A 25900-nucleotide genomic window follows, 5' to 3' on the forward strand; every position below is an offset into this window, starting at 1 on the left:
ACATTAAAAATTATATTTCCAGATTCTATATACTTCGCCTTTCTTAAACTCAGTTTTTTCCAGGGGAAGTTCTATGAATGCATTCGTATCTGCGAGATGGGAAAAGTCTCCGGAACCATTGGTATTTACTGATTCGGCAATTAATTGTCCCGATGGGTTCACACTGAGTTTTACCTGCGCAAAATACTGAAGTGGAGATGGAAAATCTATATCATTTTGTAAAACGGCATATTGTGCTGTTTTTGGGATCTCCAAAGATTTTTCCAACCAGGGAATAAAATACCGGTGCAGACACATAAATACGGAAACCGGGTTTCCCGGAAACGCAAAAATCAATTTTTCGTTTTGGCTTTTTCCAAACCAGAACGGTTTTCCCGGTCTTTGTTTTATTTTGTGAAAAAGCTTTTCTACTCCCAGTTCTTCACAGGCTTTGGGCAGATAATCGAATTTCCCCATAGAAACCCCGCCGCTCATCAGCAAAATATCATAATTTTCGATACATTGGGAAAGTTCCTTTTTTATGAATTCAAAATCATCATTCCAATGCAGCCAGTCAGCACTTATTCTGTATTTTTCCAAAACGGATTTTATGGTAATTCCGTTGGAACGTCTTAGTTGAAATGGAGTAGGGATCGTTTCAGGCGGTACCATTTCGTCCCCTGTGGAAATAATGGCTACTTTGGGAAGTCTTTTCACTGTTAGAAATGTTTTTCCCACTGACGCAGCAATCCCGAGAATAGATGGAGTAATGAGCTGATTGGCCTTTACCAATATTTCTCCTGTCTTTTTATCTCTTCCTTTCAGATGGATATTCTGTCCTTTTTTAACAACAATATTGATGCTTGCCATATTGTTATTTATCAAAATATCTTCATAGCGTATGACAGTGTCCATTGAAGAATCCAAAGCTGCTCCGGTCATAATTTCTATGCATTCGTTTTCGTCATCAATAGAAACTGGAACTTCTCCCGCTGCCTGTACAGCTTTGATGGTAAAGGTGCGAATTCCTTTTTCAAACGAATTAAAACTGATGGCAATTCCATCTACTGTTGACCTGTCAAATGGCGGCAAATCGCGATCTGCCAAAATATTTTCTGCTAAAATTCTTCCTGAGGCATTTTCATAGAAAATCTCCTCGATTCCGAAGTCTCTGATTTGGGAAAGTATAATCTCTTCTGCCTGCTGTACGCTGATCATTTCCATAATTATCCTCCTATTGTTGCCATTGACTGATGGATTTGTGAGGCGGTTAAACTCAGTTTCTGAGCTTCCCAGCCGTCTTTCGGTTTTTTGTGTATGCTGCTGATAATGATGTTTTTCAACTCTTCATCTGTTTTTCCTATACGGATTTCATCTTTTAGGTTGACACCGGTTCCTTCATATAAACAGGTTCTGAGAATACCGGAAGGAGTGATTCTTATTCTGTTGCAGTCTCCGCAAAATGAACGGGTATAAGCTGCAATGATCCCAATATTTCCTGCAAAGCCTGGGATCTTATAGCTGTAAGACGTTGAGCTTTTAGGATCATCTGTCTTTTGGATTTTTGGGAAATGATCTTTAATATAGCTGTAAATTTGTGTAAAATTCCATTTCAGGGAAATATCAGTATCACTTCCGTTAAAAGGCATTTCTTCAATAAAGCGGACATCTACCGGAAGCTCTTTTGCGAGCATGACCAATGGAATGATATCCTCAGTATTTTCCCCTTCCATGACTACCGTATTGATTTTTACTTTTATATGATGTTGTAATAAACTGTCTAAGGTTTTCATCACCTGATCAAAACTATTTCTTCTGGTGATCCGGAAAAAGCGTTCCTTATCGAGTGTATCAAGGCTTAAGTTGACAGATTTGATCCCGAATTTTTTAAGTTGCGGAATATACTGTTCAGTAAGAAGACCGTTGGTTGTTATACTGAGATCGGTAAGTCCATCTAATTGCGATATATTTTGGATGAGTTCAATACTGTTTTTTCTGACAAAAGGCTCTCCTCCTGTTATCCTGATTTTATCTACTCCCAATTCTGTAAATACCGAACAGATTCTGAGCATTTCTTCGTCAGTCATTAATTCCTTTTGCTTAATCCAGGTAAGACCGTTTTCCGGCATACAGTAGGTGCAGCGGAGATTACACCGGTCTACAATAGCAAGCCGAAGATAGTTTATGCTCCTTCCAAATTGATCTGTCAACATTTAAATATAATAAGTCTTATTACAAATATACTGAATGTTTTTCTTCGAAAACGGTAATTCTATACTTGCAGATAATAGACAATATTTATTTCACAATTCCGGATATTAATGAGTATTATCGAATTTAAGTAACTTTATCGGACATAAATAAGGGATGCAACAAAAGAATAATTCAGCTGTATTGAAAGAAGAGGATAAAAAAGACATTGATGTTATTTATCAGGGCGAAATAAGTTCTTCCGAGCTTAACCGCTTTCCTGACAATTCTTTCACAATCATTATTTTAGATGAATGTATTGATGGTAACTGTATTACGGATATTGATACTTATACCTTAAATTCCCGGCAATTATTTGTTCATCTCCCTAAAAGGAAATATATATGGAATCTGCCGTCGCATGCGAGTGGCAGAAGGCTGATCATTAATGATTCTATTCTTGAAACATTTTCTCCTACATTAAAGCATACTTTTTCGCCTCACAGTACATACGAAATGATTCAGTCAAATGAAGAAGCCTATGAAAAATTCAGTATGGAGTTTGATGCGATTCGTAAAGAAATACATTCGGAGGTAGTATTTCCGGAACTTATTAATGCAAGGGTAAGACTTTTAGCGCTGATGATTAACCTTTGGATAGAGCAGATGCATGGAAAATCTGCATTGAATGATTACAATAATCCTGCTTTCCGGTTCCATGAACTTGTCGAAACCTACTACAAAACGCAAAAAGGTGTCGCCTTTTATGCTGAAGAGCTATGCATTACTCCCAATTATCTAGGAGTTCTGTGCAGGAAACAATATAAAATATCTCCATTGGAATTTATAAGACAAAGGATATTATTGGAAGCAAAGAAATTATTACACAGTTCAAATAAGTCAATTAAAGAAATAGCTTTTGAGCTTGGATTTAATAATTTCTCTCATTTTTCCTATTTTTTCAGAAAACAAACAGGCTGGACTCCCAAGAGTTACAGAATGGCTATGGGAAAAAGTTAAATTTAATCAACATAGAAATAAAGATATTAAAGGTAGATACGGCAGAAAAGCTGATGTGCAGATTGAAATTTTGTCAATTCTAACTTTAAAATTGAATTCTACATATCCCAATTGTAAAAGGTTGGGTCACATATTCTTATGGGTATAAAAAAGGGGACAACTATCAAATAGTGTCTCTGTAAGTGACTTGACAGGATTATCCCCCGAACTCTTTGGCTGCTGATCTTAATTGGATTTCACGGGTATTTTGTTGATTTATAATGTTTTATTTTTTTGGGAATATTCAAGTATTCTATAAGGTGGTCAATGACTTTTTAAAGTAGAATAATATATAACAGCAGAAGTATAGAATTACTTCTACAACGGGCAAGAGTAAATCGTACGCCTTATCTATCAGTTAGTTACATGAATAAAATATCTTTGTCTTAGAGTTTTATTCTCGGATTCCCTACGATAATAGAATTTTTATATCGCTTCTAAAAGCACAAAATTTTGATTAGTTTCCTTGACTTTGGGCTCTTCTTCTCAACAGAAGAAGAGAACGAGTCACAGACTAAGCAGCCATTTGAAGGGTGAAAATCAAAAGATAGCTTTTAATGTATAGGCGATTTTAATGATTAAACACAATAAAATAATAAAAAAAGCAAAAGATTATGAAAAAAAATGTTTCGCCACTGATACTTGTACTGTCAGGTTTCTTATCATTTGGCAATGCTCAGGTTGGCGTAAGTACTTCAAACCCTCAGGGTACCTTCCATATTGATGGAGCTAAGGATAACCCTGCTGTGGGAGCCCCCTCAGTTACCCAACAGGCTAATGATATGGTTGTAACCAACACCGGATCCTTAGGTGTAGGTATTACTGTTCCTACGACTAAGATGCATATAGTTACCACCACAGCTAATTTAAACAGGTATACCTTAATTGATGCTCCAGCTGGTGGTAATAATCTGTCTATTTTAGCATTGAGAAATACGTCTCCATTGGCTGCCGGAAATTTTTCACTTCTAGGTTTTACAAACAGTGGACCTACATCGGGAGGTGCAAATTGGGGAATTGGAAGTATACGTACAAGCACAGATGAAGACTTTTATATGGGAAATTCTCTTGGTGGAGGTTATCTGGAACGTCTTAGGATCACCTCTGCTGGAAATGTAGGAATCGGAACCTCTGCACCGACAGAATTATTGGATGTAGCAGGTCATACGAGAATTAGAACGATGGATATTGTAGCAGGAACTAATGCTGTAACTCCTGTTTATGCGGATTCTAATGGAGTATTGGTTAAAGCTTCTCCTTCTACAACTTTTGGGGCCGTTCTCTCATCTGCTCTCAACAATCTCGCAAGCGGAGCTACCGGACAATTGATTACGGGTTTATCTGATGGTGGTTTTTATAAAGCTGTGGTCATAGTTGGAGATGGCTGTGGTAATGTGGCAATTGCAGAATATTACGTAATAAATAGCACTGCAAGCAGCTTATATTCGATCAATGGATTAGGGGGGAGTCAAGGGAGTGGAAATACAGCAAAGTCACCTATCTTTAATGAGATCAGTAGATACAGCATTTCAACTGCCTGGACAGATGTGGTTGGCTGTGCGGATGGTGGAAATCCGAGTGCTTTAAACTATACGCTAACCATGCCGGCGGCAGGAACAATAAATATTACTAATAATGGAAACGTCGCAAGAGGGTATAGGATAATTCTTACGAGGTATTAAATCTAAACTTAATAACGCTTTAAAATAAGTCTGCCATATACAATAGCAGACTTATTTTTTTATTCTTAATTGTAGGTATTTGTAGGCATTTAGTATTGTATTTTTCGCCCAGCTTAAAGTGTATACTCTTTTTTCCACTTAGCAACAGAATTTCTGCTTAATTTAAAGTGAGTAGCCAGCTGAGTATTATTCAGTTTATTAACTTGTTGATGCATGAGCATATCGATGATAGCATTTTTATCGTATGATTTATGTTGTTGGTTAAATCTTGTTACCTCTTTATCTGCATCATTGAAAATGATTTCATTAAGATTAATAATATCCAGAGTTGTAAGTTCTTCCTTAGCTAAAATAAATGAGCACTCTTCCCATTTTTCAGGATTTTTATGGCTAATAATATCCGTATATAGTTTCTTATAGTTAGGCATAAGGTTTTATCTTTTATATTTTTTGATCCAGGTATAGAAGGTGGCTTTCGGGATATCATAATCATCCATTATCTGCTGTTTTGTTTTCTCTCCCTTTTCAGTCAGTTCCAGGACGAAGTCAATGATTTCTTTTGTATAAATATTTTTTCTGAACTGAGGCATTATCGTTTTTTTATTTTCTGTTACTTTATGTAAAGCTTTGGAAGGAGAATATAAAATTAAATGTTGAGAATAAATCCTAAAGAAATCATATTTTAAGAGCTTCGACCACCTCAGGAGAATTTCTGAATCTAAGGATTTACTGAGGTACATATTTTCTACCTCTTCTTCTGTACATTTTAGAAAACTGCATATTCGAGAGATTTCTATGTTTGTTTCTCTCACTTTTTGTTGGACTAATGCCCCAATGTTAAGTTGCTTGAAGTTATTTGTTATTGTCTCCATAAATTTCTGGAATTTAAGAACTGACATTTTAGATACACTAGATAATTATCTTTAAACAGATGGAGGCCGTTGCAAAGAGAAATTAATGATTACTTGTATTACCGTCCAGCTGCCTGTCATGAACCAGTTTTTGTCTTTTACAAAGATATTTGTTGTGTAGCACTTTCCTGAAAATTTATCCTGCGACTTTGTCTTGTTGTATGTAGAACATATTCTACAAAATTGTACTGTATAATAGACTAATTTTGCAGAATTACCAATTGTACTATGAGAATATCTATATTGATTATTTTTTTTATTTCACTTTCAGCAATCATATGGTCAATATGTTTCTTCATGGTATAATACAGAGAATGGCCTTCCACAGAATAGTGTCAAAGCTATTGTAAAAGATAAGTATGGTTTTATATGGCTGTCTACAGACAATGGAATAGTGCAATATGATGGCTCGGTATTTACAATACATAATAAATTAGCAGTTACCAACTTACATTTTGAAAATTTCTATGGAAATGTGTTGAATGACAGTATTGTAATTTATAACAATAATGACGAGAATAAAATTCTTATAAGAAAAAGAAAAGTCCATTCTATTACAAAAAGCACTTTCACAAGAACATTTACTAAGGAGAAGTTTAATTTTTTAAAAAGGATATCGAAAAATTCTCCGGAATCCAAATACGGCTCTAATACCAAATATTATATAAAGACCAGCTCCGGAAAATATAGTTTTTATAATAACAGGATTATATATACCGATGAAAAAAATAGGCAGACCAAAGTTCCAATCGTTACTACCGATTTATCTACCATATTTCTTAATGAAGAAGATACTCTTTTTATCGCCGATCCAAAAAACAGAAAAACTTACCGAGTTGATAAGGGAAAGCTAACAACTCTTACGAAGGCAACTCTTTTTAATGATCCTGAAACGAAAATATACTGGCAGCAGATTACCGGTCAGACTTTCATCATCAATAATGATAACATTTATCTTTTGCAGGGCTATAAGAATGATGAGTTGCAATTAAAATTTTTGATAACCTATAAGAATTTTGGAAATCAATTCTTTAATTCTATATTTTATGATAAAGATTTTAAAAGATTATATCTGGGAAGCGTAACCAAAGGATTAAACATTGTACAGCTGACCCAATTTTTCACAGCTCAGAAAAAAATTCATTTTGTGGATGAAGTAAGCAGTTCTTCCATACCATTTAATGAAAATACAATTATAGACCCCTATGGATATGAAGTTAATAAGCATGGGCTCGTAAAGAATCATCATTTCGGTGTTAATGACAAGCATTTTATGTTTTACGATGATTCAGGGAATATTTTGTACAAGAATGACGATGATGTGGTTAGAAGATATAAATCCACCCAATATACTACCACTCATAGCATTCATTTTCCGGGCTTAAAAGGTTTTTTTAAAAGTGCAGACCAGTTTGCCGTTTCTACAACAGATCTTACCCATTCCTACCTACATCTATTTGAAGACGAACAATTAAAGACTATAAATACTACGTTGGAGTTTACTGGATTTGTGAATTCATTTCTGCAATATAACAACGACGAATTTTTGATTGGATGTAGCGACGGTTTGTACTTAGGACGGCTAAAACAGAAAATTGCTGCCCAAGTAGCTAAAGAGATAAATGTAAAAAATATTATCAGAACCTCGGACGGACAAATATGGATAACCACCAACAAAGATGGTTTCTTCTTGTTTAGAGATAAGAAGCTTTTCAAAATGCCTTTAGACCAGAATTCATATTTAAATTCCGCACACTATATTTTGGGGGATACGCATGGATATTACTGGATATCTTCCAATAACGGGTTGTTCAGGTGGCTAAAAAACAGCTTTTAAAATATTCTGAAAACAATAAGACTCCTGTGTTTTATTACCGTTTTACGAAAAATGATGGCTTACTAACCACTGAATTTAACGGTGGTTCTATGCCTGATGCCTATTCCTTGAAAAATGGTGAATTTGTATTTCCCTCAATGGAAGGGTTTGTATTTTTTGATCCGAAAGATATCAAAGCGTATTATCCCGATAAAAAAAGAATATATGTTGAAAGAGTGAGAATTAATGATTCAGATATTACTTATTTTTCAAAGGATCTTATTTTAGAGAATAATTATAAGCATGCAGATATTTTTATTGATATTCCTTACTATTCAAATTCTTATAACTTAAGAGTTGAGGCAAAGATAGAAGGGCAGGATCCTGACTGGCGGCAAATTGAAATTAAAAACGAAAGAAAATATACGATAAGCAATCTAATCCCGGGTAATTATACTCTGCAATTAAGGGTTCAGGTTTCTCCGGAGGGCAGTTATGAATACAGAACCGTAAAAATTAAAATCAAACCACTTTTTTACCAAACTACAGCTTTTAAATTAGCAGTTACTATTTTATTTTTATTCATATTTATAGTAATCATCTACACAAGAACTAAATTTTTACAGATAAGAAATCGATTGCTCAAAAAAAAAGTATCTAATATTAAAATAGCGCTTAAAGAAAGTACGCAACATCTTGAAGCCGTAAAAAATGATATGCAGAAAGAATCGGAGTATCAGAAAAAGCTGATAGAAGCTATCAGCCATGACATTAGTACTCCTGTTAAGTTTATTGCTATGATGTCTCAAAAATTAATCGATGTCCGTGAAGTTGATCTTCAGAAAGAATATTTCGACAGCATTCATCAATCTTCGGAAGAGCTGTATAATTTTACCATGCATCTTAAGGAATACAGTGATTTATTTGGAACTTACGATGTATACGAAAAGGATGAATATCCTATTAGTGAGATATTAATGGCCAAACAAAAACTATTTAATGAAGTTAGTAAATCACAAAATAGCAGAATTGAAATTATTGGAAAGGGCAACATTTATTGTCAGTTTAATAAAAGTATCCTATCGTGTATTGTCCATAATCTGGTTGATAATGCTGTGAAAAATACATCTGGGGGCATCATTTATATTATTGCTGAAGATAATCAGGAGAAGATCACTCTGAAAATAGCAGATACTGGCAAAGGGATGTCTCAGGAGCAATTAACTTATTACAATGGATTGTACCAAATGTCAATGAATGAGGATATTATAAAATTTAGAAATTACGGTCTTGGTCTACATATGGTTATTTATCTTGTAAAAAAAATGTATGCGGATATATCATTTTACAAAAATTATCCTGGTGGAACTGCTGTTGAAGTCAATATTTACAAAAATAAAATGAATGGAAAAAAGAATTTTAATAGCTGATGATCATTCTGTAGTAAGGGCCGGAACAGCCCTGATTTTAAGATCGGCATATCCCGGGCTTACAATAGATTCAGCAGAAAACTATGGACGTGTAAAAGAATTTCTCAAAACTAATCATTATGATCTTCTCCTTTTAGATATTGATATGCCGGGAACAAAATATACCGAAATGATTTCTGAGCTAAAAAATACTCAGAAAGACCTTAAGATTTTAATATTTTCCGCTTATGATCAAAACATTGCCATACAGTATATTCGCAAAGGAGCGGATGGCTATTTAAATAAGTTGGGAACAGAAGAGGATATAAAAAACGCTATAAAAACTATTTTAGAAACCGGATATTTCTACCCGTCTGAGCTTATTCCTTTTATCATAAAGAATTTTGATGGGGGGAATAGTATAAAAAAACTTTCTCCCCGTGAATATCAGGTATTTGAACTATTGGCTAAGGGAAATGGAAATTTAGAAATTTCGAACCATTTGGGTCTACGAATAAATACAATAAGCACCTTTAAAAAGAGAATTTTTCAAAAATTAAAAATTAACAATATAGCAGAACTCATAGAATTATATAAAAATTTACATTAGATGCAGCCTATTTGTTAGTTCACAACAATTTAAAACCCTTATTATCTGTCAAAATAGAATCTATAATTTATATTATAGATTTTTGTTTTTCCAGCTTGCGATCGGGTGCGCAAAGCTCTGCCTGTTTGTAGATTTAGTTCTATAAATAAGCAGAACAAGCTGTATGTGTTATATTTCAACACGCCGTATAAATCAAATACCTTTACGATATAAAAATTGTAACCGGAATCTTTACAGTACGAAGCCTCTTTAAAAAAACAAATCTTTACAGCTTTAAAATGAAGTACTTTCTAATGATGGAGAGGGGATTTACTATGATGATTCCTATAATCTAAGAGCAAATATAATTAAGAAAATAAATATTTAGACACTAAAACGAAGTAATGATAAAAGTATTAACCAATCCCATGAACGATGAAAAAAATTAAGCACTATTGTTATGTCTTTGCTCTCATAACAGGAATTGCCGCGCAGGGTCAGGTAGGAGTTGGCACAGCTACTCCTGATCCTTCTTCCTTGCTGGATTTAAATGCTTCCAACAAAGGATTGCTTTTGCCGAGGGTAGCACTAACCTCTACAGCAGATATTATAACGGTTCCCAACCCTGCAAAAGGACTGCTTGTGTATGCCACTCAAAATTCTGGAACAGGCATTACGGCAATACAGAAAGATACGCTGTATAAGTTTGGCGGTACCCAATGGAAGCCTCTTACGACACGAGAGAAATTTATCTCCAATGAATTACCTAAGATTGTTGCTGTAGGAAGAAAAACAACCACAGAGCCCTGTACTGGAGTTGTCACCAGACCGTTTAGCCTCAATCAAAGAAGCAGCAACTTAACTGCCGCAGGAGGCCTCACCGCTCCTCAGAATGGATATTATATGTTTTCGGTGAGAATAGTTCAATTAATGCCGCCAGTTCCCAGCCAGCCTTTTAGTCAAAGTCCATATATCAAAGCCCCAGGTCTGGCTACCTATTCTTATTTGTATAGAGGGGCGGGACTTTCGGCCCAGCCTGCCTCCATATTGGGAGTTATTTATTTAACACAGGGAACTATCACTTCAGGCTTCGAATGGCACCTAGGAAATAATACCTGTACTGCCGATGGTAGAATTCAAGGCCAGGAAGTGACTTGGGAGTATTTGGGAAATCCTTTATAAACTTAAATTTGATACTATAAAAATGAGAAAAATATATTTTTCAGTACTTTTTTCCTTCCTTTTAACCGGACAGTTAATGAGCCAGATTGGTATAGGTACTGCCGCTCCTGCACAATCATCAATTTTGGAAATGTCCTCCGCGAAAAAGGGCTTTTTAATCACTCGGGTCCCTTTAACTTCAAAGACTGATATAACCACGATTCCCAATCCTTCAATGGGCATGTTGACCTTAGCATTGCAAAACTCCGGTACTGGTGAAAACGCAGTATATGAAGGGCGGTTATATAAATTCAATGGAACAGGCTGGGATGAAATGGTGGAAGATGGAGAAATAGCTTCGGGTAGTTTATTTCCCGAGCTGGTAGCTGTCGGAAATAAAACTATTAATACTACAACCTGTACAGGTGCTGTTATGGGAAATTTCCAGTTGACAGCTCTAAAGAATATAAAAACAACTATTAACGCTAATGGCTCAATAGTGGCCAATAAAACGGGCTACTACATCTGGAGTGTCAGTATCAGGCAGTTTATGCTGCAATCAGCCTACAGCCCTTTTCTGCTTCCGGGGATGCTTAACTATGCATTCAGAGATGGTACAACGGCGGTAAGAGCCTGGCAAACCACGGTATTTACAGGATCAGTGTATTTAGAACAAGGGGACACTTCCGAACCGTTTCAATGGCATTTAGGTGGAACATGTGTAGCTGCTGATCGGATAGGAGAACAGCAGGTCGTTTGGCAATATATAGGAGAATAGATAATATAGATTACAATGAAAAAAAAGATATTTTGTTTACTAATAGGTTTGGTAACAATTACCATTAAAAGTCAAGTGGGAATAGGAACGGCCACTCCAGATCCATCTTCGATATTGGAATTATCCTCATCAGATAAGGCATTGATACTCCCAAGGGTTTCTTTGACATCCACGACAGATATTACCACAGTAACCAATCCGGTCAAAGGGTTGTTGGTATACAACCTTTCAGACTCAGGCACCGGAACGGGTAGGGTGTATAAGGATTTAATTTATTTATATGATGGGGTTTTATGGCAGGCATTAATGGATTATAAATTAGCGACTAATACGATCAATTTGCCTGTATTATATTCAAGGGGCCGAAAAACGACCGTTACAACCTGTACAGGATCAGGCAGTGGAAATTTTACTCTCGATGTGAGAGATAATAATATGGGAGTGTCCGGAACAATTACTGCTGATAAAAAGGGGTTTTATAAATTTACAGCACGTATTGTTCAGTATTTTCAATTGGAATTCCTCCCACTCTTGAGTACACCTTCCGGGACATTCAGTTATAATTTTCGGGGAACCGCAGGGTATCAGGATAGAAAAGTAACGACTTCCGGAGTAGTCTATTTAGCACAAGGTGACACCAGTTCGGCCTTTTTCTGGGGATTAGGGGGATTCAATGTATGCAACGCTACCCACAGAATTAAAGAACAGGAAGTGATCTGGACCTATCTGGGAGATTTATAATGTATATAGAAAACAGGTAGTTCCTATAGCCTACAAAAGCCTGTGGAGTTAATATTGAATAAGGTTATTGCGATTGCCGGGTTAAAATTATTACTAGTGGTAGTAAATGCAATAATAGTAATGTTGAAAGGGCATCGAGGTTCGCTATGACTCTTTCCAAATAGTTTAAGGAGACGTTTATTTATTAACGTCTCCATTTTTTTGTATTCTGTGCCTTGATTTTCTGATTCATAAAAGTTCGGGTCACAAATTTTATGGGCATAAAAAAAGGAGACAACTATTAAATAGTGTCTCCTTAAGTGAGCGCGAAAGGATTCGAACCTTTGACCGTCTGCTTAGAAGGCAGATGCTCTATCCAGCTGAGCTACGCACCCATTAAATAATTTTGAGAAAATTACTAAAAACAGTCGGGGCGGCAGGATTCGAACCTGCGACCTCCTGGTCCCAAACCAGGCGCGATGACCGGACTACGCTACGCCCCGATTGATGGTCATCTAAGCGAATATTACTTCGTTTTAGCGAGTGCAAAGATAGTAACTTTTTTCAAATAAAAAAGAGAAATGTGAAAAAAATATTGAATAGTAATTAACAACATTAAAATCTATACAAGTCAAAAAAAGCAATATTCTTATGTAATAAAATATTTAGGATTTATATATCAATGCTTTAGATGCAGATTCTTTTTTGAATTTTAAATTTTACAGTGAATTTTTATAAATTTTTGAAATGAAAAAAAACCTCCGGAAAAAAGTCCGAAGGTTTATTACAATTAAGAAAACTGCAGTTTTAGATTTAATTTATTTTTTTATAAATTTTACACTTTCTGTTTTCTTGTCATTTTTGAATGTAATGAAATAGGTTCCTTTTGTCAATTCTACTACTCGTATTTTCTGATCTTCAATGGCACCGCTTTTTACAATCTGCCCAACAGCATTGTAAATTTCATATTTAGTATTGTTAGCTATGTTCGTAACGTTAAGAACATCATTTACAGGATTCGGGTAAATTCCGGCTGTATTTTTGTCTTTTGTTACTTCGCTTGTAGCTAATGCTCCTACTACTTTGAATTGTTTTTGTTGTATGTCTGTAAACTCTTGTCCTGCAACTATGATAGCTCCGGCTGAGTTTTTAATTCTATAGAAGCCTTCATCTATATAGATACCGTCACCATAGCTATCATTGATGGTGAAAGTATAACAATCATTAAGAGGTAAGGTCCAGTTTTCAGTAAGAAGGGCAGGGAAGTTAGGATCAGTATCAGGATAATTTCCTCCACTATATAATATAGTTCCCGCACTGTTTTTTAGATCCCATGTTGTTTCTGAGCCATAATAATCAAGCTGTAATTCGAATGTAAAATTTGTACTTGATACCGGTACTGTATTTCCAAGAACTACAGAAGCAGAATTATTAGTAGCTCTTTGGTCAGTAGTTCCGTTTACTGATGTAATATTAGCTGAAATACTACCAGCTCCTGAACCTGAAGGAATGCTGATTATGGCATACTTGTCTTGAGCTAAGTTTCCGTTCCAGTTTGTTGTCTGCTGAGGTCCACCATTCACAGAGTAAGTGATAACAGCAGCCGTAAGCGGGCTTGTTCCTCTATTGTATAGTGAGAATTGGGCAGTGACAGCAGTCGGAGCATCAGCGCATGATGTTTCATTACAGTTTCTTTCTCCTTTTAGTTCACCATCATTGGCAAATAAAGGGATAGCAATGTCTGCAGTTGAAGCTTTTAATTCCATTCTTCTTGGAGAATTGTTCATTACTGCAACCATTCTGTCCTTTTGATTGATTGTAAAAATATTCATACATGTATCAAAGGTGTAATCCATGTAGTTTTCGAACATTTCATCAGTAGTACCACAGCTGTTTGATTTTGGATGTACGGGGCATCCTCCATTAGATGTTCTGTGTACTGGAGTGTCTGCAACATAATCGGTTCCACAGTTTGAGTCTCCCCAAATATGTCTCAATCCTAAGAAATGCCCTACTTCATGAGTCATTGTTCTTCCACGGTCATACGGAGCGCTTAATAAAAATGTTCCATCGTTATAAGTACTGCTTCCAAAAGTTGCATAATTAGCTACCACTCCGTCAGTATCTGCATAACCGCCATTCACGGCCAGTCCTTGTAAAGAAGAATTAGAAGGGAATTGTGCGTAACCAAGTAGATCTGGATCAGAGAAGTTTACACTCCACATATTCATGTATTTTGTAGGGTCCCAGATGGTGACAGGTTTTACATAGCTGTCAATAACAGAAGTAGACCATGAAGGTTGGCATAGGTTTACACGGTCTATACCGTTTGTAGGGTTTCCTTTAGGATCTACTTTTGCCAGTGCAAATTGTATCATAGTGTCTGCTCCTACGGGGTTGGTGTTTGCTCCTGGAGTCCCAGCCATCTTTCTGTAGTCATTATTCATTACAGTAATCTGAGACTGAACTTGTGTGTCGGTAATATTAGGTGCGGTACCTAAAGCCTGCCCACTGTGAATAACGTGTACTACAACAGGAATTGTAATGATTCCTCCGTTTTGAGATTTGTTATTTTGTGCATTGGCAATCAATGGCCCAATCCAGTCTTCAAACTGTTGTTCGGTCATCCTTTTAGGGTTCTTTTGCTGCAGCATAGCTTCATATTCCGTAGAAGCGCATCTCACAAACCCATTTGTTTTTCTGAGCTCTTCAAGTGTATAAGTTTTTCCAAAAACAATCTTATCTGTAGGATCATTTTTCTGTCCGAAAACTAAACAAAAGAGTGTTAAAAAAAGTAAAAATGGTAATTTAAAAGTAGTTTTACCTTTCATGTGTATATAATTTAATTAATTTTACAAATGTATTTATTTTTATTAATAAACTGGTTTGAAACTTTAAAATACATAAAATGAATCCTAGACTGACAATTGCGTTAATTTCCCTTATGTTATGTAATGTAAACTGTACTTCCCAACAAAAAGGAAATCCGGATGCATTTACATCAAATGCTGTACAAAAATCCAAGATTGAAAAAATAGAGATCAAAGAACAGACAAGAGGTACAGACAGACTGATAACATTTATCCCAAATTCTAAAACGATATCTCTGAACGGAAGTGTTTCAGTGTCTGCATTATCACCTCTGGATTGGGCAGACATTGTAAAACAGATTGAAGTAATAGATCTTGATAAAATTGCATCACTAAAATCTCCTTCTGAAGGGAGGTTTACAGATAGGGCCTTAATTTCCAGTGTATTAATTACAGTTGATGGCAAAACATACGAATCGTCAAGCTTTGATGCAGGAATACCCCCGAAAGAATTAGAAAATCTTTATAAAGAACTTTTCAAGGATATAAAAACCAAGCAAAAGCCTTCTACAAGAAATTTGCATTAGCAAGATTTCTAAAATTTTTAAGATTCAAGTTTTATAAACGTATCTTAACTCCTTTTCCTTCTCACAAACAAATAAAAGCTCACCACAATAAAAATAAACACCGCGGCTATATTGCAGTAATCGAGTCTTTCAAAAAGAATATTTTCATTCAGAAAATTTTCTAAGGATTTATAACCTCCGGTATAAACCAAAAAATCTGAAAATTCCTTGTCTTTGACCATTGCTGTGAACAGAAGCATGAACATGCCAAACCCAATTGGATAAATAAAGTTTCTGAATACCAGACTTAATGCCAGCTGTACCATCGCAATAGCAGAAAGTGTGATATAGAACTTTAAGAAAACATAAAATATAACTTCCCTGTAATCATAATTCTGATAACCCAGGTCAGGAAAAATGGCTGAAAGGAGATAACCGCTTCCTAAAAATACAATGTACGACAGCAATATGGATAACAGAACCGTGACCAGAATAAACAAAGCCTTAGAAAAAAAGATTTTCGATTTCGAAACGGGAATGGTAAACAGAATTTTATAATTGTTATTCCGGTATTCTACGTCACAGCAGGCATGAACAAAAAGACAGACCAGAACAGGATACAGCAAATAGAAAAACATAAATACATACCTTCCCAGTGCATATTTCCACGGATTGGCATTGCTTTCTGCTACTCCTGAGCTGATAACATCATAGGCAATATAAAAAGTAATAGCTAAAATGACAAAAGCAGGAATCAGGAATACCCCAAAGATTTCTTTATTTTTAGAGAGTTTATACTGTTCAGACGAAAAAGCTTTATAGAAAGTATTGGTCATGGTTTTTTAGAAATTAGGTTAATAAAAATCTGTTCAAGATTGGCGCTTTGAGATTCTATATCATAAATTTCAATACCGTTCCCGATCATAGTTTTCAGAAGAAGATTGAATTCCAGGTCGTCATTAATTTTTACTGAAATTTTATCCGGTTCATTTTGAGATGCAGAAAAAGTTCCCTTCAGCACAGATATCGCTTTTTCTCCATTGTTAACTTTTAAAATGATCTCCCTTTCAACCTGGCTCAGGAGTTCATTTTTTGTACCCTGAAAAACCATTTTTCCGCCCTCAATGATCCCGATGTGGGTGGCGGTTTTTTCCAGTTCACTCAGAATGTGACTCGAAAGGAAGATCGTTTTACCTTGGTCATTCAGATTCTGAAAAAGTTTTCGCATTTCAAAAATACCCTGTGGATCAAGCCCGTTCAGAGGTTCATCCAGAATCAGCAGCTTCGGATCATGAAAAATAGCCATGGCAATTCCAAGACGCTGTTTCATTCCCATTGATAGGGCGCTGGCTTTCTTTTTTTTCTCTTTATGCAGATCTACTAGCTCCAGAACTTCATCAATTCTTTTAGTTCCTTTTCCGTAAATAATATCCAGGTATTTTAAATTTTCAAAAACAGTCAGCTTTGTATAAAAACAGGGTGCTTCTATAAGGTTTCCGGTTGAGGCAAGGATCTCTGTACGGTTTTGCTTTAAACTTTTATTCTGAATAAATATTTTATCATCGGATTCCTCCAGAAGTCCTAAAAGAAGTTTTATTGTGGTCGATTTTCCGGCTCCGTTCCTTCCCAGATAACCATAAATACTGCCTTCCGGAACATTCAGGCTGATATTGGTTAAAATAGTTTTAGAGCCTATGGTATAACTTAGGTCCTGCGTTTTTATGCTTTCCATTATTTATTGATTGGTGTTAATAAAGTATTGGTATCTATATAAAATATCCCGTCAAAAGATCGACTCCAGATCCTTTTCTGATCAATTCCCTGATTGATAGTTGATACAAATTCCTTTCTCAAAAGTGAATTTTCCGGAATATCCCTGAGGTTCATAAAAAAGTAAGGCGTTTGGGTCTTATGGAATGCATTTTCAATAGCAAATTTCCCCGGTTTGTTAATGAGAATACCCTTATCACTCTTTTTGGCGTATGATGAAAAATCTATCATATAAGAAGCTTTGCCGTATTTATTCTTGATATAGGCTCCCAATGGAAGATAGTCCTTAGCATATCTTTCTGCGAAAGTATGGATATTAGCGCACCATACGATAACCTTTTTGCCCTTGTACACAGAATCAATCTGATGGATGAGGTTTCTGGCCATAAGGGAATCTCTGAAATGCATGCTTGGCATTGATCCTGGTTTGTATTTCCACGACTTGTGAAAATTATTTTTCATATCATGCAAATATTGAGCATACATTATATTTTCCGGTGTTTTCTCAAGCTTTAAAACGGTCTGTTCAAGCTTACTGATCTCACGGAGGAATTCATTTTTTTGATTTCCTTTAAGGATCTTATTGGCATAAGAGTCAAAAGTAAGATTATCAAGGGTATTGATATTCTTATTAAAAACAGGAAAGTCATTAATACTGATCTTGTTCTTGTTTAAAAATTCTTTTAAAAGCTTCCCTCGTCTGCCGGAAAGCACGTTTCCGGAAAACTGAATGTCAAAACCACCAAGCTCAATGGGAGTACCGGAGACTTTAGTCTTCTGGTAATATTGGATAAGGGGTCTTGTTTCGGTGGTTGCCCACCAGAACCAGAAAAGGCCGAGACCAGCTACGGAATCTGTAGGAACCTTCATGCTGTGGCTGTTCATTTCCCTGTTCATCAACCAGGTATCATATTGCCCAGCTTCATACAAAACTACATTATAATCCAGGTTTTCATGAAGATATTTGATCAGTCTGCCTTTTGCCTCTGAAGTAGCACCGTCAAAATGCGTGTTTTCTCCCAGCATCAAAACTCTATTGTCCTTTAGCACAGCGTCAAGTGCCTTTAGGTCGCTGTTGTCAATGTATTCCATAGAAACACTCTTAATTGGGTGCTGATAATGCTGAACTTCGGAAAGCAGCTTCTGTTGTTCTTTTTGGGGAACTTCCTGATAAACCATTTTATTCAGAACAAAAATTGCAATAACAGAAAGTATGAAAGCATATAGTATTTTCTTCATGAATTGAAATTTACATAGTTATAGCTATTTTCTTTAATAGGTGTTGTTTTAGCAAATAATGTTACTCTTCAGTCTGAATTATTTAGATAAATGGAAAATAATGCCACGGAAAAAGAAATGACGAATTGTTATTAGGTTTTTTAACAGTGGAAAATAAAAATGATCGCTTATAAAACTGAAAATAATATAATGCGGGGTTGGGAAGTAGGATAGGAGTCGGGTCCTAGCGGGTATTATCTGTGAAAAAGTAATTAAATTAAAAAGCCGGATATCTTTCAGATATTATAAAAAAATCCACATTTCTAAAGCAGAGATTCATAATTATTCCGGGAAAAATTCTGTGCAATAATTTTATACAGCAATAATGGTGCTGTCTGTTATCTTATAATAATTTTTCTTTCTTTAGATTTTCAATGAAATAAGAAGGGGTAAAGCCAGTTACCTTCTTGAAATGTATGACAAAAACCTGGCTGGAAGCAAATCCGCATTCTTTAGCTATGTACGTGATTTTATATTCTCTGTAATGCGGCTGTTCTACAAGTTTATGGAGAATATAATTGATCCTTAGCCCATTTATATAATCATTGAAGTTTTTATCTCTATAGATTTTGATAATCTCAGAAAGGTATTTAGTATTGGTATTCAGACTGGTAGCCAGCCAAGGTAAACTGATATCCTTTTTGAGGTATTTATCTGATACCTCAAATTTTTCAAGCTTTCGAAGCAGAGCTTTTGTTGTTTCTTCTGTAATAGTTGCAAATGTTTCCTGTTTATTTAGTTTATCATTTTCTTGGGGTATGATAATATTGTTTTGTTGAACTTTTTCTTCTTTAATTTTTGCAATCAGTACATCATATTTTTGATGCACCGTCCTGCTTTTCCTCTTCCAGTAAAACCATCCGCCTAAAATTAGAAAAATGAATGTTGTACTGGATGTAATTAATACATTTCGAACCGTATCTTTGCTTTCATTTTCCTTATCCAGAATAACCTGATTGACAGGAGCCAACATATTTTTCTTTTCAGATTTTAATAAACTGTCACTCAGGGAACTGTATTGGTCTAAATAATGTTTGGATGAATCTTTCTTATCGGTTTCCATATAAGAATTAAACAGTGTATGATAAATGTCCTTTCTGATATAAGGCATTGTGGCCTGCCTTTCCAATATTTCGGCTCTCCTGGCAAACAAAATCGCCTTTTTACTATTTCCATTTTCATTATAAAATTTTGCGATATCACTATACAGGGTAGCTCGCACATTTATGTAAACTTCATATTTCTTATCCTCTGTAATATCCAATGCCTTCCCAAAATAATAATCAGCAGAATCCTTTGCTTTTAATTGACTGTAAACATAACCCATACTTGCGTATTGATAAGCAAGATTTTGAAATTTAGCATTAAACATTGTTGGGCGGTCCCCGAGCATTTTATTTGATTCGGTTATACTTTTTCGCCGGTAGTATAATTGTTTATTTGTATCTCCTTTTTTGTCATATATTCCAGCATAACTCTCATAGATAAGAGCTTTTTTGTAAAATCTGATATCTGCTTTTTTAATCTTATCTGTATAGAGGAATGTCTTTCCCAATTCTTCCAAAGATTCTTTTAGAAGTCCCATTTCTCCATAAACATTGGATCTCATTCTATGAATATCAGAAAGATACTCAGTATATTGCAATTCTTTTGCGTATTTTTCAGCAAATTTTGTTTCTTCCAATGATTTTTTATAATCACCATCATTATAGTAAATTAAGACCAACCCCATAGAGCTTTTCATCGCACCGTCTTTATGATTTATTCTTACACATTGGTTTTTTGCTTCCAGTAACTTTTTTATTCCTTCGGAAGGATTTGAATGTGCCAGAAGTTTATATTCCTGGATTTTCACATCGAGCTCTTCTCTGCTAAATTTTGATAATTCCGTTGTATTTTGAGCAAAAACAGTACAAAAAGAAAGAAGAATAAAAAACAGGTAAAGTGTTTTGTTCATGAATAAAGAGGTTTATTAGTTGATTTACAAAGATATAATTTTCAATCCCAAAGAATTAATTTTCATATGAATATATTCATAATTAATGCTTACTATGTAAGCATTTTAAATAGCTTGTAGCCAGTTTGTTATATCGAATATTGACATTTTTTTTTGTATTGGTAATTTCTTCAATTTTATATAGCATAAATTCCTTATTTCTTCTACAATAGTCTTGCATACTGCAAAAGAACACAGTTATTTAGCAACATAAATCATGAGAATTGAATTCATACACTATCAAACTTGATCAACAATTACTAAAGCACTCATAAGCAGCTTTAAGATCCGGTTGAAGCCTAGAACGTATGTTCTTCCTGCTTTTTCTGAAACAATATAAACACAATTATATATAAATCCTTATTAAACATTCATATGAAAAATTTTTTATTGTTAGGAACTTTGTTCAGTTTCACAATCATATTCTCGCAGGTAGGTATTAATACTGCGAACCCTAAAACTACATTGGATGTAGTGGGAAAACCTACAGAAACAACCTCGCTTGACGGAATTATTGCTCCAAGGCTAACCGGAGAACAGGTAAGAGCCAAAACCTATACCACTGATCAGGAAGGGGCATTGGTGTATGTTACTGCTGCAGATACAGCTCCTGCAGGACAAACTATCGATGTAAAAATTCCGGGCTATTACTATTTTAACGGAACAAAATGGATGGCGGTTCTTTCGGGAAGTGACATAAATATCTATAAAGACAATGGCACACTGACATCAGATCGGACTGTCACACAGGACGGAAAATTTTTGAGTTTTTCAAACATACAGAATACAACTTTCAATAATGGGTCTGGTGGATTGGTTCAGAGCTCAGGAAGTGGGACCAGGTCTTCAATAGGTTTAACTAATAATGGAGTTAGTCAGTTTCAGTTGTATTCTGACACGAATAGCGCTACGCAGATGTATGCTTTGGGTGCTTCTACTGCACTTAATATAGGAACACATTTAAATTCTGGTTCGGCAGCACCGATTCGATTTATCACAAGTGCAGGAGGAGGTGCTACGGGGAATGAGAAGATGATTATTACGGGAGGAGGAAATGTGGGGATAAATAGTAATACCCCTACGGAAAGATTTGATATTAACGGTGTCACCCGATTCAGAAATCTACCGTTGAATGGTACACAAAACGCCATCTTTACAACCCCTGGTGGTACAGCAGCTGCTACCCAAAGCCAAACTTTTAATGCTGTAAGGACAGTAGTTGCGGATGGAAATGGTGTACTTGGATATGTTGAAGGAGTGCCAACAGATACTGGAACATCAAAAGTGCTTGTACTTGCAAATGCACCGGGAACACAGAATGTGCAAGGGCAAATTATTCCTAATGCTGCCATCGGTCAGTTTACAAATGAAGGCATTGATATATACGATTCATGGACTAATAATGTGTTTACAGTTCCATCTGGCATGGGAGGAATTTACATAATAGTCATGCAAAATTCTAATACACATACAAGTATAGGAGCAGCAACACCTACATGGCATACCATGGCCTATTATGAAAGAAGCACTAATGGAGGAACAACTTGGAGTACAATGATAAAACATACTTATTCTGATCTAGCTGGTACTATTGTAGACAATGGCAATACTTTATATTGGACAGGACTTCTGAATCCGGGAGACAAGGTAAGAGTCCGTTTCAGTTGTAATGCCACTACCAATAACATTGTAGACTACGGAGGTATTTCCATTACTAAACTGGCTCAATGATCTTAACTATTCTAAAAGAAAAGCCTGGTGAAAAATTAAGATTTCCACTTGAGGTATTTTTTAGACTTTGGCAAATCAAGAATACGAAATTATAATAGAGATGAAAACAAATGGCGGCCGTGGGAAAATTGTCCCACCGATAAGGAATATGTTATCATTTTGTGAAGCAAAAAGAGCTAACAGAGAGCAACAGTTTTTTTTATAAAATAGGAGTAATAATCGGCAATTAGAAAGCTCATACTTGCAAGGGCAAATAAAGTAAACTAAAACAAGGCTGCATCTGCAGCCTTTGTTTGAATGTATAATAATTGCTAGATTTGAATGTTGGATTCGAAATGTATCCATGGACGGTTAAAAAAATAAAAATAAAAGGACGAAAAGACTGTGAAATGACTGATGTATTTGAAAATTACCTATCCTCAACAGGAGAACTATCAGCTGAGGAAATTAACTTTTCTATGCAGTTCTTCAAACCAATCCGCTTAAAAAAGGGTGATTTTTTTATTCGTGAGGATGAGCCCTGCCGCCATATTGGATTTATTGCCAGTGGTGCTGTAAAAGCATACGCCATCGACAAACAAGGAAAAGAAAATATCACCTGCTTCAAGTTTGAAAGTGAATTTGTCACCTCGTTTCCGGAGTTTGTGGCACAGGAAAAATCCAGAAGAGGTATTAGAGCTATAGAAGATAGCGTCATCTATAGAATAAGCTTTCCGGATTATCAACATCTTCTGGATCAGGTGACGACTTGGAACGGAGTTATAAAATCGGTGATGGAGAAGGAGTATAACCAAAAAGAACGTTATATGCTGAATTACAATAATAAATCGACTGTGGATAAATACCGTCATGTCCTGTCTAACGAACCAGTGCTCGTTCAGCGCGTAGCGACGCAGGATCTGGCATCGTATCTGGGTATCACGCAGCGTTCGCTTACACGGGCCAAAGGACAAATACACAGACCCAATGTATTATAGGACAAATGTCCTTATGCAGTCCTGATCAGCGATGTAGATTTGCACAAAAAAACTATGTTACATCAAATTGCTCCCGATGTGTTCCAGATTTCACTGATGCCACGAAACAGTATCAACTGCTATATTATCGAAGGTGTATTAGTAGACTCCGGAATAAGGAGTTCGTATACCACTGTAAAGAAAGCTCTCCAGAAAATCCCCGTTTATCAACATATACTGACCCATGCGCATGCAGACCACCAGGGCTGTAGCGATCAGATATGCGCTGAGTTCGCAATACCCTTACTCTGTCATCCTAACGAAGTTTTTAGGACCGAAACAGGTATGGTAACCAGCGACTATCCAACTCCGCAACATTGGGTAGCAAAGCTTCAACAAAAGTACTGGGCAGGTCAGGGGCATAAAGTCGAACGGACAATTGTTGAAAACGATATGATCGGGAATTTTCGGGTAATAGAGACACCCGGACATTCGGCAGGTCATATTTCTTTATTCCGTGAGCGGGATGGTATACTGATAATCGGAGATGTAGCAACAAATATGAACCTGCTCACGACAGCGACCGGTCTGCGGCTTCCGCCGAATATATTCACTTCCGATCAGCAGCTCAACATCAAATCGCTCCAGAAGTTAGTAAAACTGAACCCTGCCATTATCTGCTTCGGTCACGGACCGGTCATGCGAAATACAGATCGGAAGTTTGAGCAATTTGTGGCTAAATGCAGTGCGGCTATTTAAAGATAGACCGTGCTATAATTACGGTTTAAAAGAAGAAGCACTTTAGACATCTTCTTTTATTACGTTATGCAAATGAGTTAACTAATTAGGATGACAGTTTTATGACAAGAGATTAAGGCTTGGTAAAGCCATGTTTTTCTTCTCGCTTTTTAAATACCATTTATCTGCCTTCAACTACATCAGCAATATAAATGTCCCGATAATAAAAGTTTGGGGAACAGATTTTTATGGGTATAAAAAAGGAGACAACTATCAAATAGTGTCTCCTTAAGTGAGCGCGTCAGGATTCGAACCTGAGACCGTCTGCTTAGAAGGCAGATGCTCTATCCAGCTGAGCTACGCACCCATTAAATAATTTTGAGAAAATTACTAAAACAGTCGGGGCGGCAGGATTCGAACCTGCGACCTCCTGGTCCCAAACCAGGCGCGATGACCGGACTACGCTACGCCCCGAAAAATATAGTTAGTAAGAAAAAATGCGGAGGGTAAGGGATTCGAACCCTTGCGACGCTTGCACGTCGACAGTTTAGCAAACTGCTCCATTAACCACTCTGGCAACCCTCCTTTTTTCTTATTTTTTAATGATCGTTGTTCCGTTATTGCGAGTGCAAATATAGAATAGATTTCTTTATTTACCAAATAAAATTCAAGAAAAATTTGTGTATTTTTGAGGAGATAAATGATTAAAAAATTAAACTGATGCGTAAGACATTATATATCATCGGATTAAGTACTTTTGTTTTTTCATGTACTTCCCAGCAAAATGTTAAAAAAAATACCTACAAGCCAAAAGCCCCGGTATCACAGGCGAAACCTGCTGTTAAGACTCCGGTAGCCGAGACCGCAAAACCTAAAATTACCAATGACCGCGGAGTAGAATTTTTTACAACCAATCTTGCTGATCCTACAAAAAATGACAATACGGCAAGTTACGGTTCTATCGTTTCAGCAAAGCCGGCAGGATATAAAGTTGTAAAGACTTATTTCCCTGCCATAGGACAGAACTTTAGACAGCGTTACCTTATATTACATTATACAGCGCTTCCTGATGATAAATCCATTACGGTTCTTACCCAACAGGGTGTAAGCGCCCATTATCTGGTGAATAATACCGGAGACAATGAGATCTATCAGCTGGTGGACGAGAACAAACGTTCTTATCATGCCGGAGTAAGTAACTGGAGAAATGATAAAAACCTTAATGATACTTCTATAGGAATTGAGATTGTCAATACCGGATATACATCAGATGCCGAAGGAAAAAAAGTATTTGCTCCATTCAGTGATGAGCAGGTGAAAAAAGTGGCTGCTTTGGCTAAAGATATTGTCAACAGATACCAAATCCCGGCAACCAATGTCCTAGCTCATTCAGATATTGCCCCAACAAGAAAGCAGGATCCCGGACCTATGTTTCCATGGAAAAAGCTGTATGATGAATACCAGCTTGGAATGTGGTACGATGAAGCCGTAAAACAGAATTTCTTAGCTCTGGCACAGGAAGAAGTACCCCTAAAGTATAATGATCCTTCCTTTATCTTTGCTATCCAGACGGCATTGCAGAAATTCGGATATTATGTGGATCTGAGCGGAAAGTGGGATGATGCAACAAAAAGAACCATCGAAGCTTTACAGTACCATTTCCGTCCGCAGAATTATGACGGAATTATGGATGCTGAAACATGGGCAATCCTTCAGGCTTTAAATCAAAAATATCCAGCGAAATAACAATTAAAACGCATC

Annotated in this window: 22 protein-coding genes, 5 tRNA genes and 1 pseudogene; 14 read left to right on the forward strand and 14 right to left on the reverse strand. The window is 36.1% G+C overall.

What is annotated here, in order from left to right; all coding sequences use genetic code 11:
* Nucleotides 1-3: 3 nt before the first annotated feature.
* Together LC418_RS06810 and moaA are read right to left on the reverse strand one after the other, a co-directional pair.
* Nucleotides 4-1203 carry a molybdopterin molybdotransferase MoeA gene (locus tag LC418_RS06810; RefSeq protein WP_223558551.1) on the reverse strand — a complete coding sequence of 400 codons (1200 nt, stop codon included), beginning with the start codon at nucleotides 1201-1203 and terminating at the stop codon, nucleotides 4-6.
* A gap of 2 nt (nucleotides 1204-1205) precedes the next feature.
* Nucleotides 1206-2192: a GTP 3',8-cyclase MoaA gene (gene moaA / locus LC418_RS06815; protein ID WP_223558552.1), complete on the reverse strand. Its 987-nt coding sequence runs from the start codon at nucleotides 2190-2192 to the stop codon at nucleotides 1206-1208.
* Nucleotides 2193-2346: 154 nt separating this feature from the next.
* On the opposite strand from moaA, the gene LC418_RS06820 reads away from it, so the two are divergent.
* Together LC418_RS06820 and LC418_RS06825 are read left to right on the forward strand one after the other, a co-directional pair.
* Nucleotides 2347-3189, forward strand: coding sequence for a helix-turn-helix domain-containing protein (locus LC418_RS06820; protein ID WP_223558553.1), 843 nt, complete (start codon nucleotides 2347-2349; stop codon nucleotides 3187-3189).
* A 653-nt stretch (nucleotides 3190-3842) separates the two neighbouring features.
* Nucleotides 3843-4910, forward strand: a complete 1068-nt coding sequence (locus LC418_RS06825) for a hypothetical protein (protein WP_223558554.1) — start codon at nucleotides 3843-3845, stop codon at nucleotides 4908-4910.
* A 113-nt stretch (nucleotides 4911-5023) separates the two neighbouring features.
* Here the strand turns inward: LC418_RS06825 and LC418_RS06830 are convergent, their stop codons facing one another.
* The gene (locus tag LC418_RS06830; protein ID WP_223558555.1) at nucleotides 5024-5338 is read right to left on the reverse strand and encodes a helix-turn-helix domain-containing protein; all 315 of its coding nucleotides are present in this window, start codon (nucleotides 5336-5338) and stop codon (nucleotides 5024-5026) included.
* A gap of 6 nt (nucleotides 5339-5344) precedes the next feature.
* Nucleotides 5345-5782, reverse strand: a complete 438-nt coding sequence (locus LC418_RS06835; protein ID WP_223558556.1) for a transposase — start codon at nucleotides 5780-5782, stop codon at nucleotides 5345-5347.
* Nucleotides 5783-6146: 364 nt separating this feature from the next.
* On the opposite strand from LC418_RS06835, the pseudogene LC418_RS21085 reads away from it, so the two are divergent.
* The 7 genes and pseudogenes from LC418_RS21085 to LC418_RS06870 all read left to right on the forward strand — a co-directional run.
* A pseudogene (locus tag LC418_RS21085) lies at nucleotides 6147-6200 on the forward strand (hypothetical protein); the annotation flags it as partial.
* A 99-nt stretch (nucleotides 6201-6299) separates the two neighbouring features.
* Nucleotides 6300-7658, forward strand: a complete 1359-nt coding sequence (locus LC418_RS06845; protein ID WP_223558557.1) for a hypothetical protein — start codon at nucleotides 6300-6302, stop codon at nucleotides 7656-7658.
* Nucleotides 7637-9067 carry an ATP-binding protein gene (locus LC418_RS21025; RefSeq protein WP_223558558.1) on the forward strand — a complete coding sequence of 477 codons (1431 nt, stop codon included), beginning with the start codon at nucleotides 7637-7639 and terminating at the stop codon, nucleotides 9065-9067. The genes LC418_RS06845 and LC418_RS21025 overlap by 22 nt, the downstream gene beginning before the upstream one ends.
* Nucleotides 9042-9656, forward strand: coding sequence for a response regulator transcription factor (locus LC418_RS06855; protein ID WP_111955917.1), 615 nt, complete (start codon nucleotides 9042-9044; stop codon nucleotides 9654-9656). The genes LC418_RS21025 and LC418_RS06855 overlap by 26 nt, the downstream gene beginning before the upstream one ends.
* A gap of 414 nt (nucleotides 9657-10070) precedes the next feature.
* A complete protein-coding gene (locus LC418_RS06860) occupies nucleotides 10071-10817 on the forward strand; it encodes a hypothetical protein (protein WP_223558559.1) in 747 nt (248 codons plus the stop codon).
* A 22-nt stretch (nucleotides 10818-10839) separates the two neighbouring features.
* Nucleotides 10840-11574 (forward strand): hypothetical protein, encoded by a 735-nt coding sequence (locus LC418_RS06865; protein WP_146896878.1) that lies wholly within the window; start codon nucleotides 10840-10842, stop codon nucleotides 11572-11574.
* 15 nt (nucleotides 11575-11589) lie between these two features.
* Nucleotides 11590-12315, forward strand: a complete 726-nt coding sequence (locus tag LC418_RS06870; protein WP_223558560.1) for a hypothetical protein — start codon at nucleotides 11590-11592, stop codon at nucleotides 12313-12315.
* Nucleotides 12316-12615: 300 nt separating this feature from the next.
* Here the strand turns inward: LC418_RS06870 and LC418_RS06875 are convergent.
* From LC418_RS06875 to LC418_RS06885, 3 genes are all read right to left on the reverse strand, one after another.
* Nucleotides 12616-12689: transfer RNA gene (locus LC418_RS06875), tRNA-Arg, on the reverse strand.
* Between the two features lie 33 nt (nucleotides 12690-12722).
* Nucleotides 12723-12797: transfer RNA gene (locus LC418_RS06880), tRNA-Pro, on the reverse strand.
* Between the two features lie 315 nt (nucleotides 12798-13112).
* Nucleotides 13113-15125 (reverse strand): M43 family zinc metalloprotease, encoded by a 2013-nt coding sequence (locus LC418_RS06885; RefSeq protein ID WP_223558561.1) that lies wholly within the window; start codon nucleotides 15123-15125, stop codon nucleotides 13113-13115.
* 77 nt (nucleotides 15126-15202) lie between these two features.
* On the opposite strand from LC418_RS06885, the gene LC418_RS06890 reads away from it, so the two are divergent.
* Complete coding sequence (locus LC418_RS06890; RefSeq protein WP_223558562.1) at nucleotides 15203-15691, forward strand: hypothetical protein; 489 nt, start codon at nucleotides 15203-15205, stop codon at nucleotides 15689-15691.
* Nucleotides 15692-15735: 44 nt separating this feature from the next.
* Here the strand turns inward: LC418_RS06890 and LC418_RS06895 are convergent, their stop codons facing one another.
* The 4 genes from LC418_RS06895 to LC418_RS06910 form a co-directional block, all read right to left on the reverse strand.
* On the reverse strand, nucleotides 15736-16506 hold the full coding sequence (locus tag LC418_RS06895; RefSeq protein ID WP_223558563.1) for an ABC transporter permease: 771 nt from the start codon (nucleotides 16504-16506) through the stop codon (nucleotides 15736-15738).
* Nucleotides 16503-17402, reverse strand: coding sequence for an ABC transporter ATP-binding protein (locus LC418_RS06900; protein ID WP_223558564.1), 900 nt, complete (start codon nucleotides 17400-17402; stop codon nucleotides 16503-16505). The genes LC418_RS06895 and LC418_RS06900 overlap by 4 nt, the downstream gene beginning before the upstream one ends.
* The gene (locus LC418_RS06905) at nucleotides 17402-18679 is read right to left on the reverse strand and encodes an erythromycin esterase family protein (RefSeq protein WP_223558565.1); all 1278 of its coding nucleotides are present in this window, start codon (nucleotides 18677-18679) and stop codon (nucleotides 17402-17404) included. Before LC418_RS06905 ends, LC418_RS06900 begins: the two co-directional genes overlap by 1 nt.
* A gap of 382 nt (nucleotides 18680-19061) precedes the next feature.
* Entirely contained in the window at nucleotides 19062-20675 is a 1614-nt protein-coding gene (locus tag LC418_RS06910) for a helix-turn-helix domain-containing protein (RefSeq protein ID WP_223558566.1), read from the reverse strand.
* A 414-nt stretch (nucleotides 20676-21089) separates the two neighbouring features.
* Here LC418_RS06910 and LC418_RS06915 point away from each other — a divergent pair, with 414 nt between their 5' ends.
* The 3 genes from LC418_RS06915 (at nucleotide 21090) to LC418_RS06925 (ending at nucleotide 24160) form a co-directional block, all read left to right on the forward strand.
* Nucleotides 21090-22445 (forward strand): cupredoxin domain-containing protein, encoded by a 1356-nt coding sequence (locus tag LC418_RS06915; RefSeq protein ID WP_223558567.1) that lies wholly within the window; start codon nucleotides 21090-21092, stop codon nucleotides 22443-22445.
* 317 nt (nucleotides 22446-22762) lie between these two features.
* A complete protein-coding gene (locus LC418_RS06920) occupies nucleotides 22763-23422 on the forward strand; it encodes a Crp/Fnr family transcriptional regulator (RefSeq protein WP_223558568.1) in 660 nt (219 codons plus the stop codon).
* A gap of 54 nt (nucleotides 23423-23476) precedes the next feature.
* The gene (locus tag LC418_RS06925; RefSeq protein WP_223558569.1) at nucleotides 23477-24160 is read left to right on the forward strand and encodes an MBL fold metallo-hydrolase; all 684 of its coding nucleotides are present in this window, start codon (nucleotides 23477-23479) and stop codon (nucleotides 24158-24160) included.
* A gap of 272 nt (nucleotides 24161-24432) precedes the next feature.
* Here LC418_RS06925 and LC418_RS06930 read toward each other — a convergent pair.
* From LC418_RS06930 to LC418_RS06940, 3 genes are all read right to left on the reverse strand, one after another.
* Nucleotides 24433-24506, reverse strand: a tRNA-Arg gene (locus LC418_RS06930).
* A gap of 32 nt (nucleotides 24507-24538) precedes the next feature.
* Nucleotides 24539-24613 (reverse strand) — tRNA-Pro (locus LC418_RS06935).
* A 26-nt stretch (nucleotides 24614-24639) separates the two neighbouring features.
* Nucleotides 24640-24724: transfer RNA gene (locus LC418_RS06940), tRNA-Ser, on the reverse strand.
* Nucleotides 24725-24859: 135 nt separating this feature from the next.
* Between LC418_RS06940 and LC418_RS06945 the strand changes: the two genes are divergently transcribed.
* Nucleotides 24860-25885 (forward strand): N-acetylmuramoyl-L-alanine amidase, encoded by a 1026-nt coding sequence (locus LC418_RS06945; protein ID WP_223558570.1) that lies wholly within the window; start codon nucleotides 24860-24862, stop codon nucleotides 25883-25885.
* Nucleotides 25886-25900 lie beyond the last annotated feature (15 nt).

The sequence above is a fragment of the Chryseobacterium lathyri genome (assembly GCF_019970085.1).
Taxonomy (GTDB): Bacteria; Bacteroidota; Bacteroidia; order Flavobacteriales; family Weeksellaceae; genus Chryseobacterium; species Chryseobacterium lathyri.

Bases quoted from the DNA above. Each gene is read 5' to 3' on its own strand.
- LC418_RS06810 (WP_223558551.1), bottom strand. From the start codon at position 1,203: ATGGAAATGATCAGCGTACAGCAGGCAGAAGAGATTATACTTTCCCAA.
- moaA (WP_223558552.1), bottom strand. From the start codon at position 2,192: ATGTTGACAGATCAATTTGGAAGGAGCATAAACTATCTTCGGCTTGCT.
- LC418_RS06820 (WP_223558553.1), top strand. From the start codon at position 2,347: ATGCAACAAAAGAATAATTCAGCTGTATTGAAAGAAGAGGATAAAAAA.
- LC418_RS06825 (WP_223558554.1), top strand. From the start codon at position 3,843: ATGAAAAAAAATGTTTCGCCACTGATACTTGTACTGTCAGGTTTCTTA.
- LC418_RS06830 (WP_223558555.1), bottom strand. From the start codon at position 5,338: ATGCCTAACTATAAGAAACTATATACGGATATTATTAGCCATAAAAAT.
- LC418_RS06835 (WP_223558556.1), bottom strand. From the start codon at position 5,782: ATGGAGACAATAACAAATAACTTCAAGCAACTTAACATTGGGGCATTA.
- LC418_RS06855 (WP_111955917.1), top strand. From the start codon at position 9,042: ATGGAAAAAAGAATTTTAATAGCTGATGATCATTCTGTAGTAAGGGCC.
- LC418_RS06860 (WP_223558559.1), top strand. From the start codon at position 10,071: ATGAAAAAAATTAAGCACTATTGTTATGTCTTTGCTCTCATAACAGGA.
- LC418_RS06865 (WP_146896878.1), top strand. From the start codon at position 10,840: ATGAGAAAAATATATTTTTCAGTACTTTTTTCCTTCCTTTTAACCGGA.
- LC418_RS06870 (WP_223558560.1), top strand. From the start codon at position 11,590: ATGAAAAAAAAGATATTTTGTTTACTAATAGGTTTGGTAACAATTACC.
- LC418_RS06885 (WP_223558561.1), bottom strand. From the start codon at position 15,125: ATGAAAGGTAAAACTACTTTTAAATTACCATTTTTACTTTTTTTAACA.
- LC418_RS06890 (WP_223558562.1), top strand. From the start codon at position 15,203: ATGAATCCTAGACTGACAATTGCGTTAATTTCCCTTATGTTATGTAAT.
- LC418_RS06895 (WP_223558563.1), bottom strand. From the start codon at position 16,506: ATGACCAATACTTTCTATAAAGCTTTTTCGTCTGAACAGTATAAACTC.
- LC418_RS06900 (WP_223558564.1), bottom strand. From the start codon at position 17,402: ATGGAAAGCATAAAAACGCAGGACCTAAGTTATACCATAGGCTCTAAA.
- LC418_RS06905 (WP_223558565.1), bottom strand. From the start codon at position 18,679: ATGAAGAAAATACTATATGCTTTCATACTTTCTGTTATTGCAATTTTT.
- LC418_RS06910 (WP_223558566.1), bottom strand. From the start codon at position 20,675: ATGAACAAAACACTTTACCTGTTTTTTATTCTTCTTTCTTTTTGTACT.
- LC418_RS06915 (WP_223558567.1), top strand. From the start codon at position 21,090: ATGAAAAATTTTTTATTGTTAGGAACTTTGTTCAGTTTCACAATCATA.
- LC418_RS06925 (WP_223558569.1), top strand. From the start codon at position 23,477: ATGTTACATCAAATTGCTCCCGATGTGTTCCAGATTTCACTGATGCCA.
- LC418_RS06945 (WP_223558570.1), top strand. From the start codon at position 24,860: ATGCGTAAGACATTATATATCATCGGATTAAGTACTTTTGTTTTTTCA.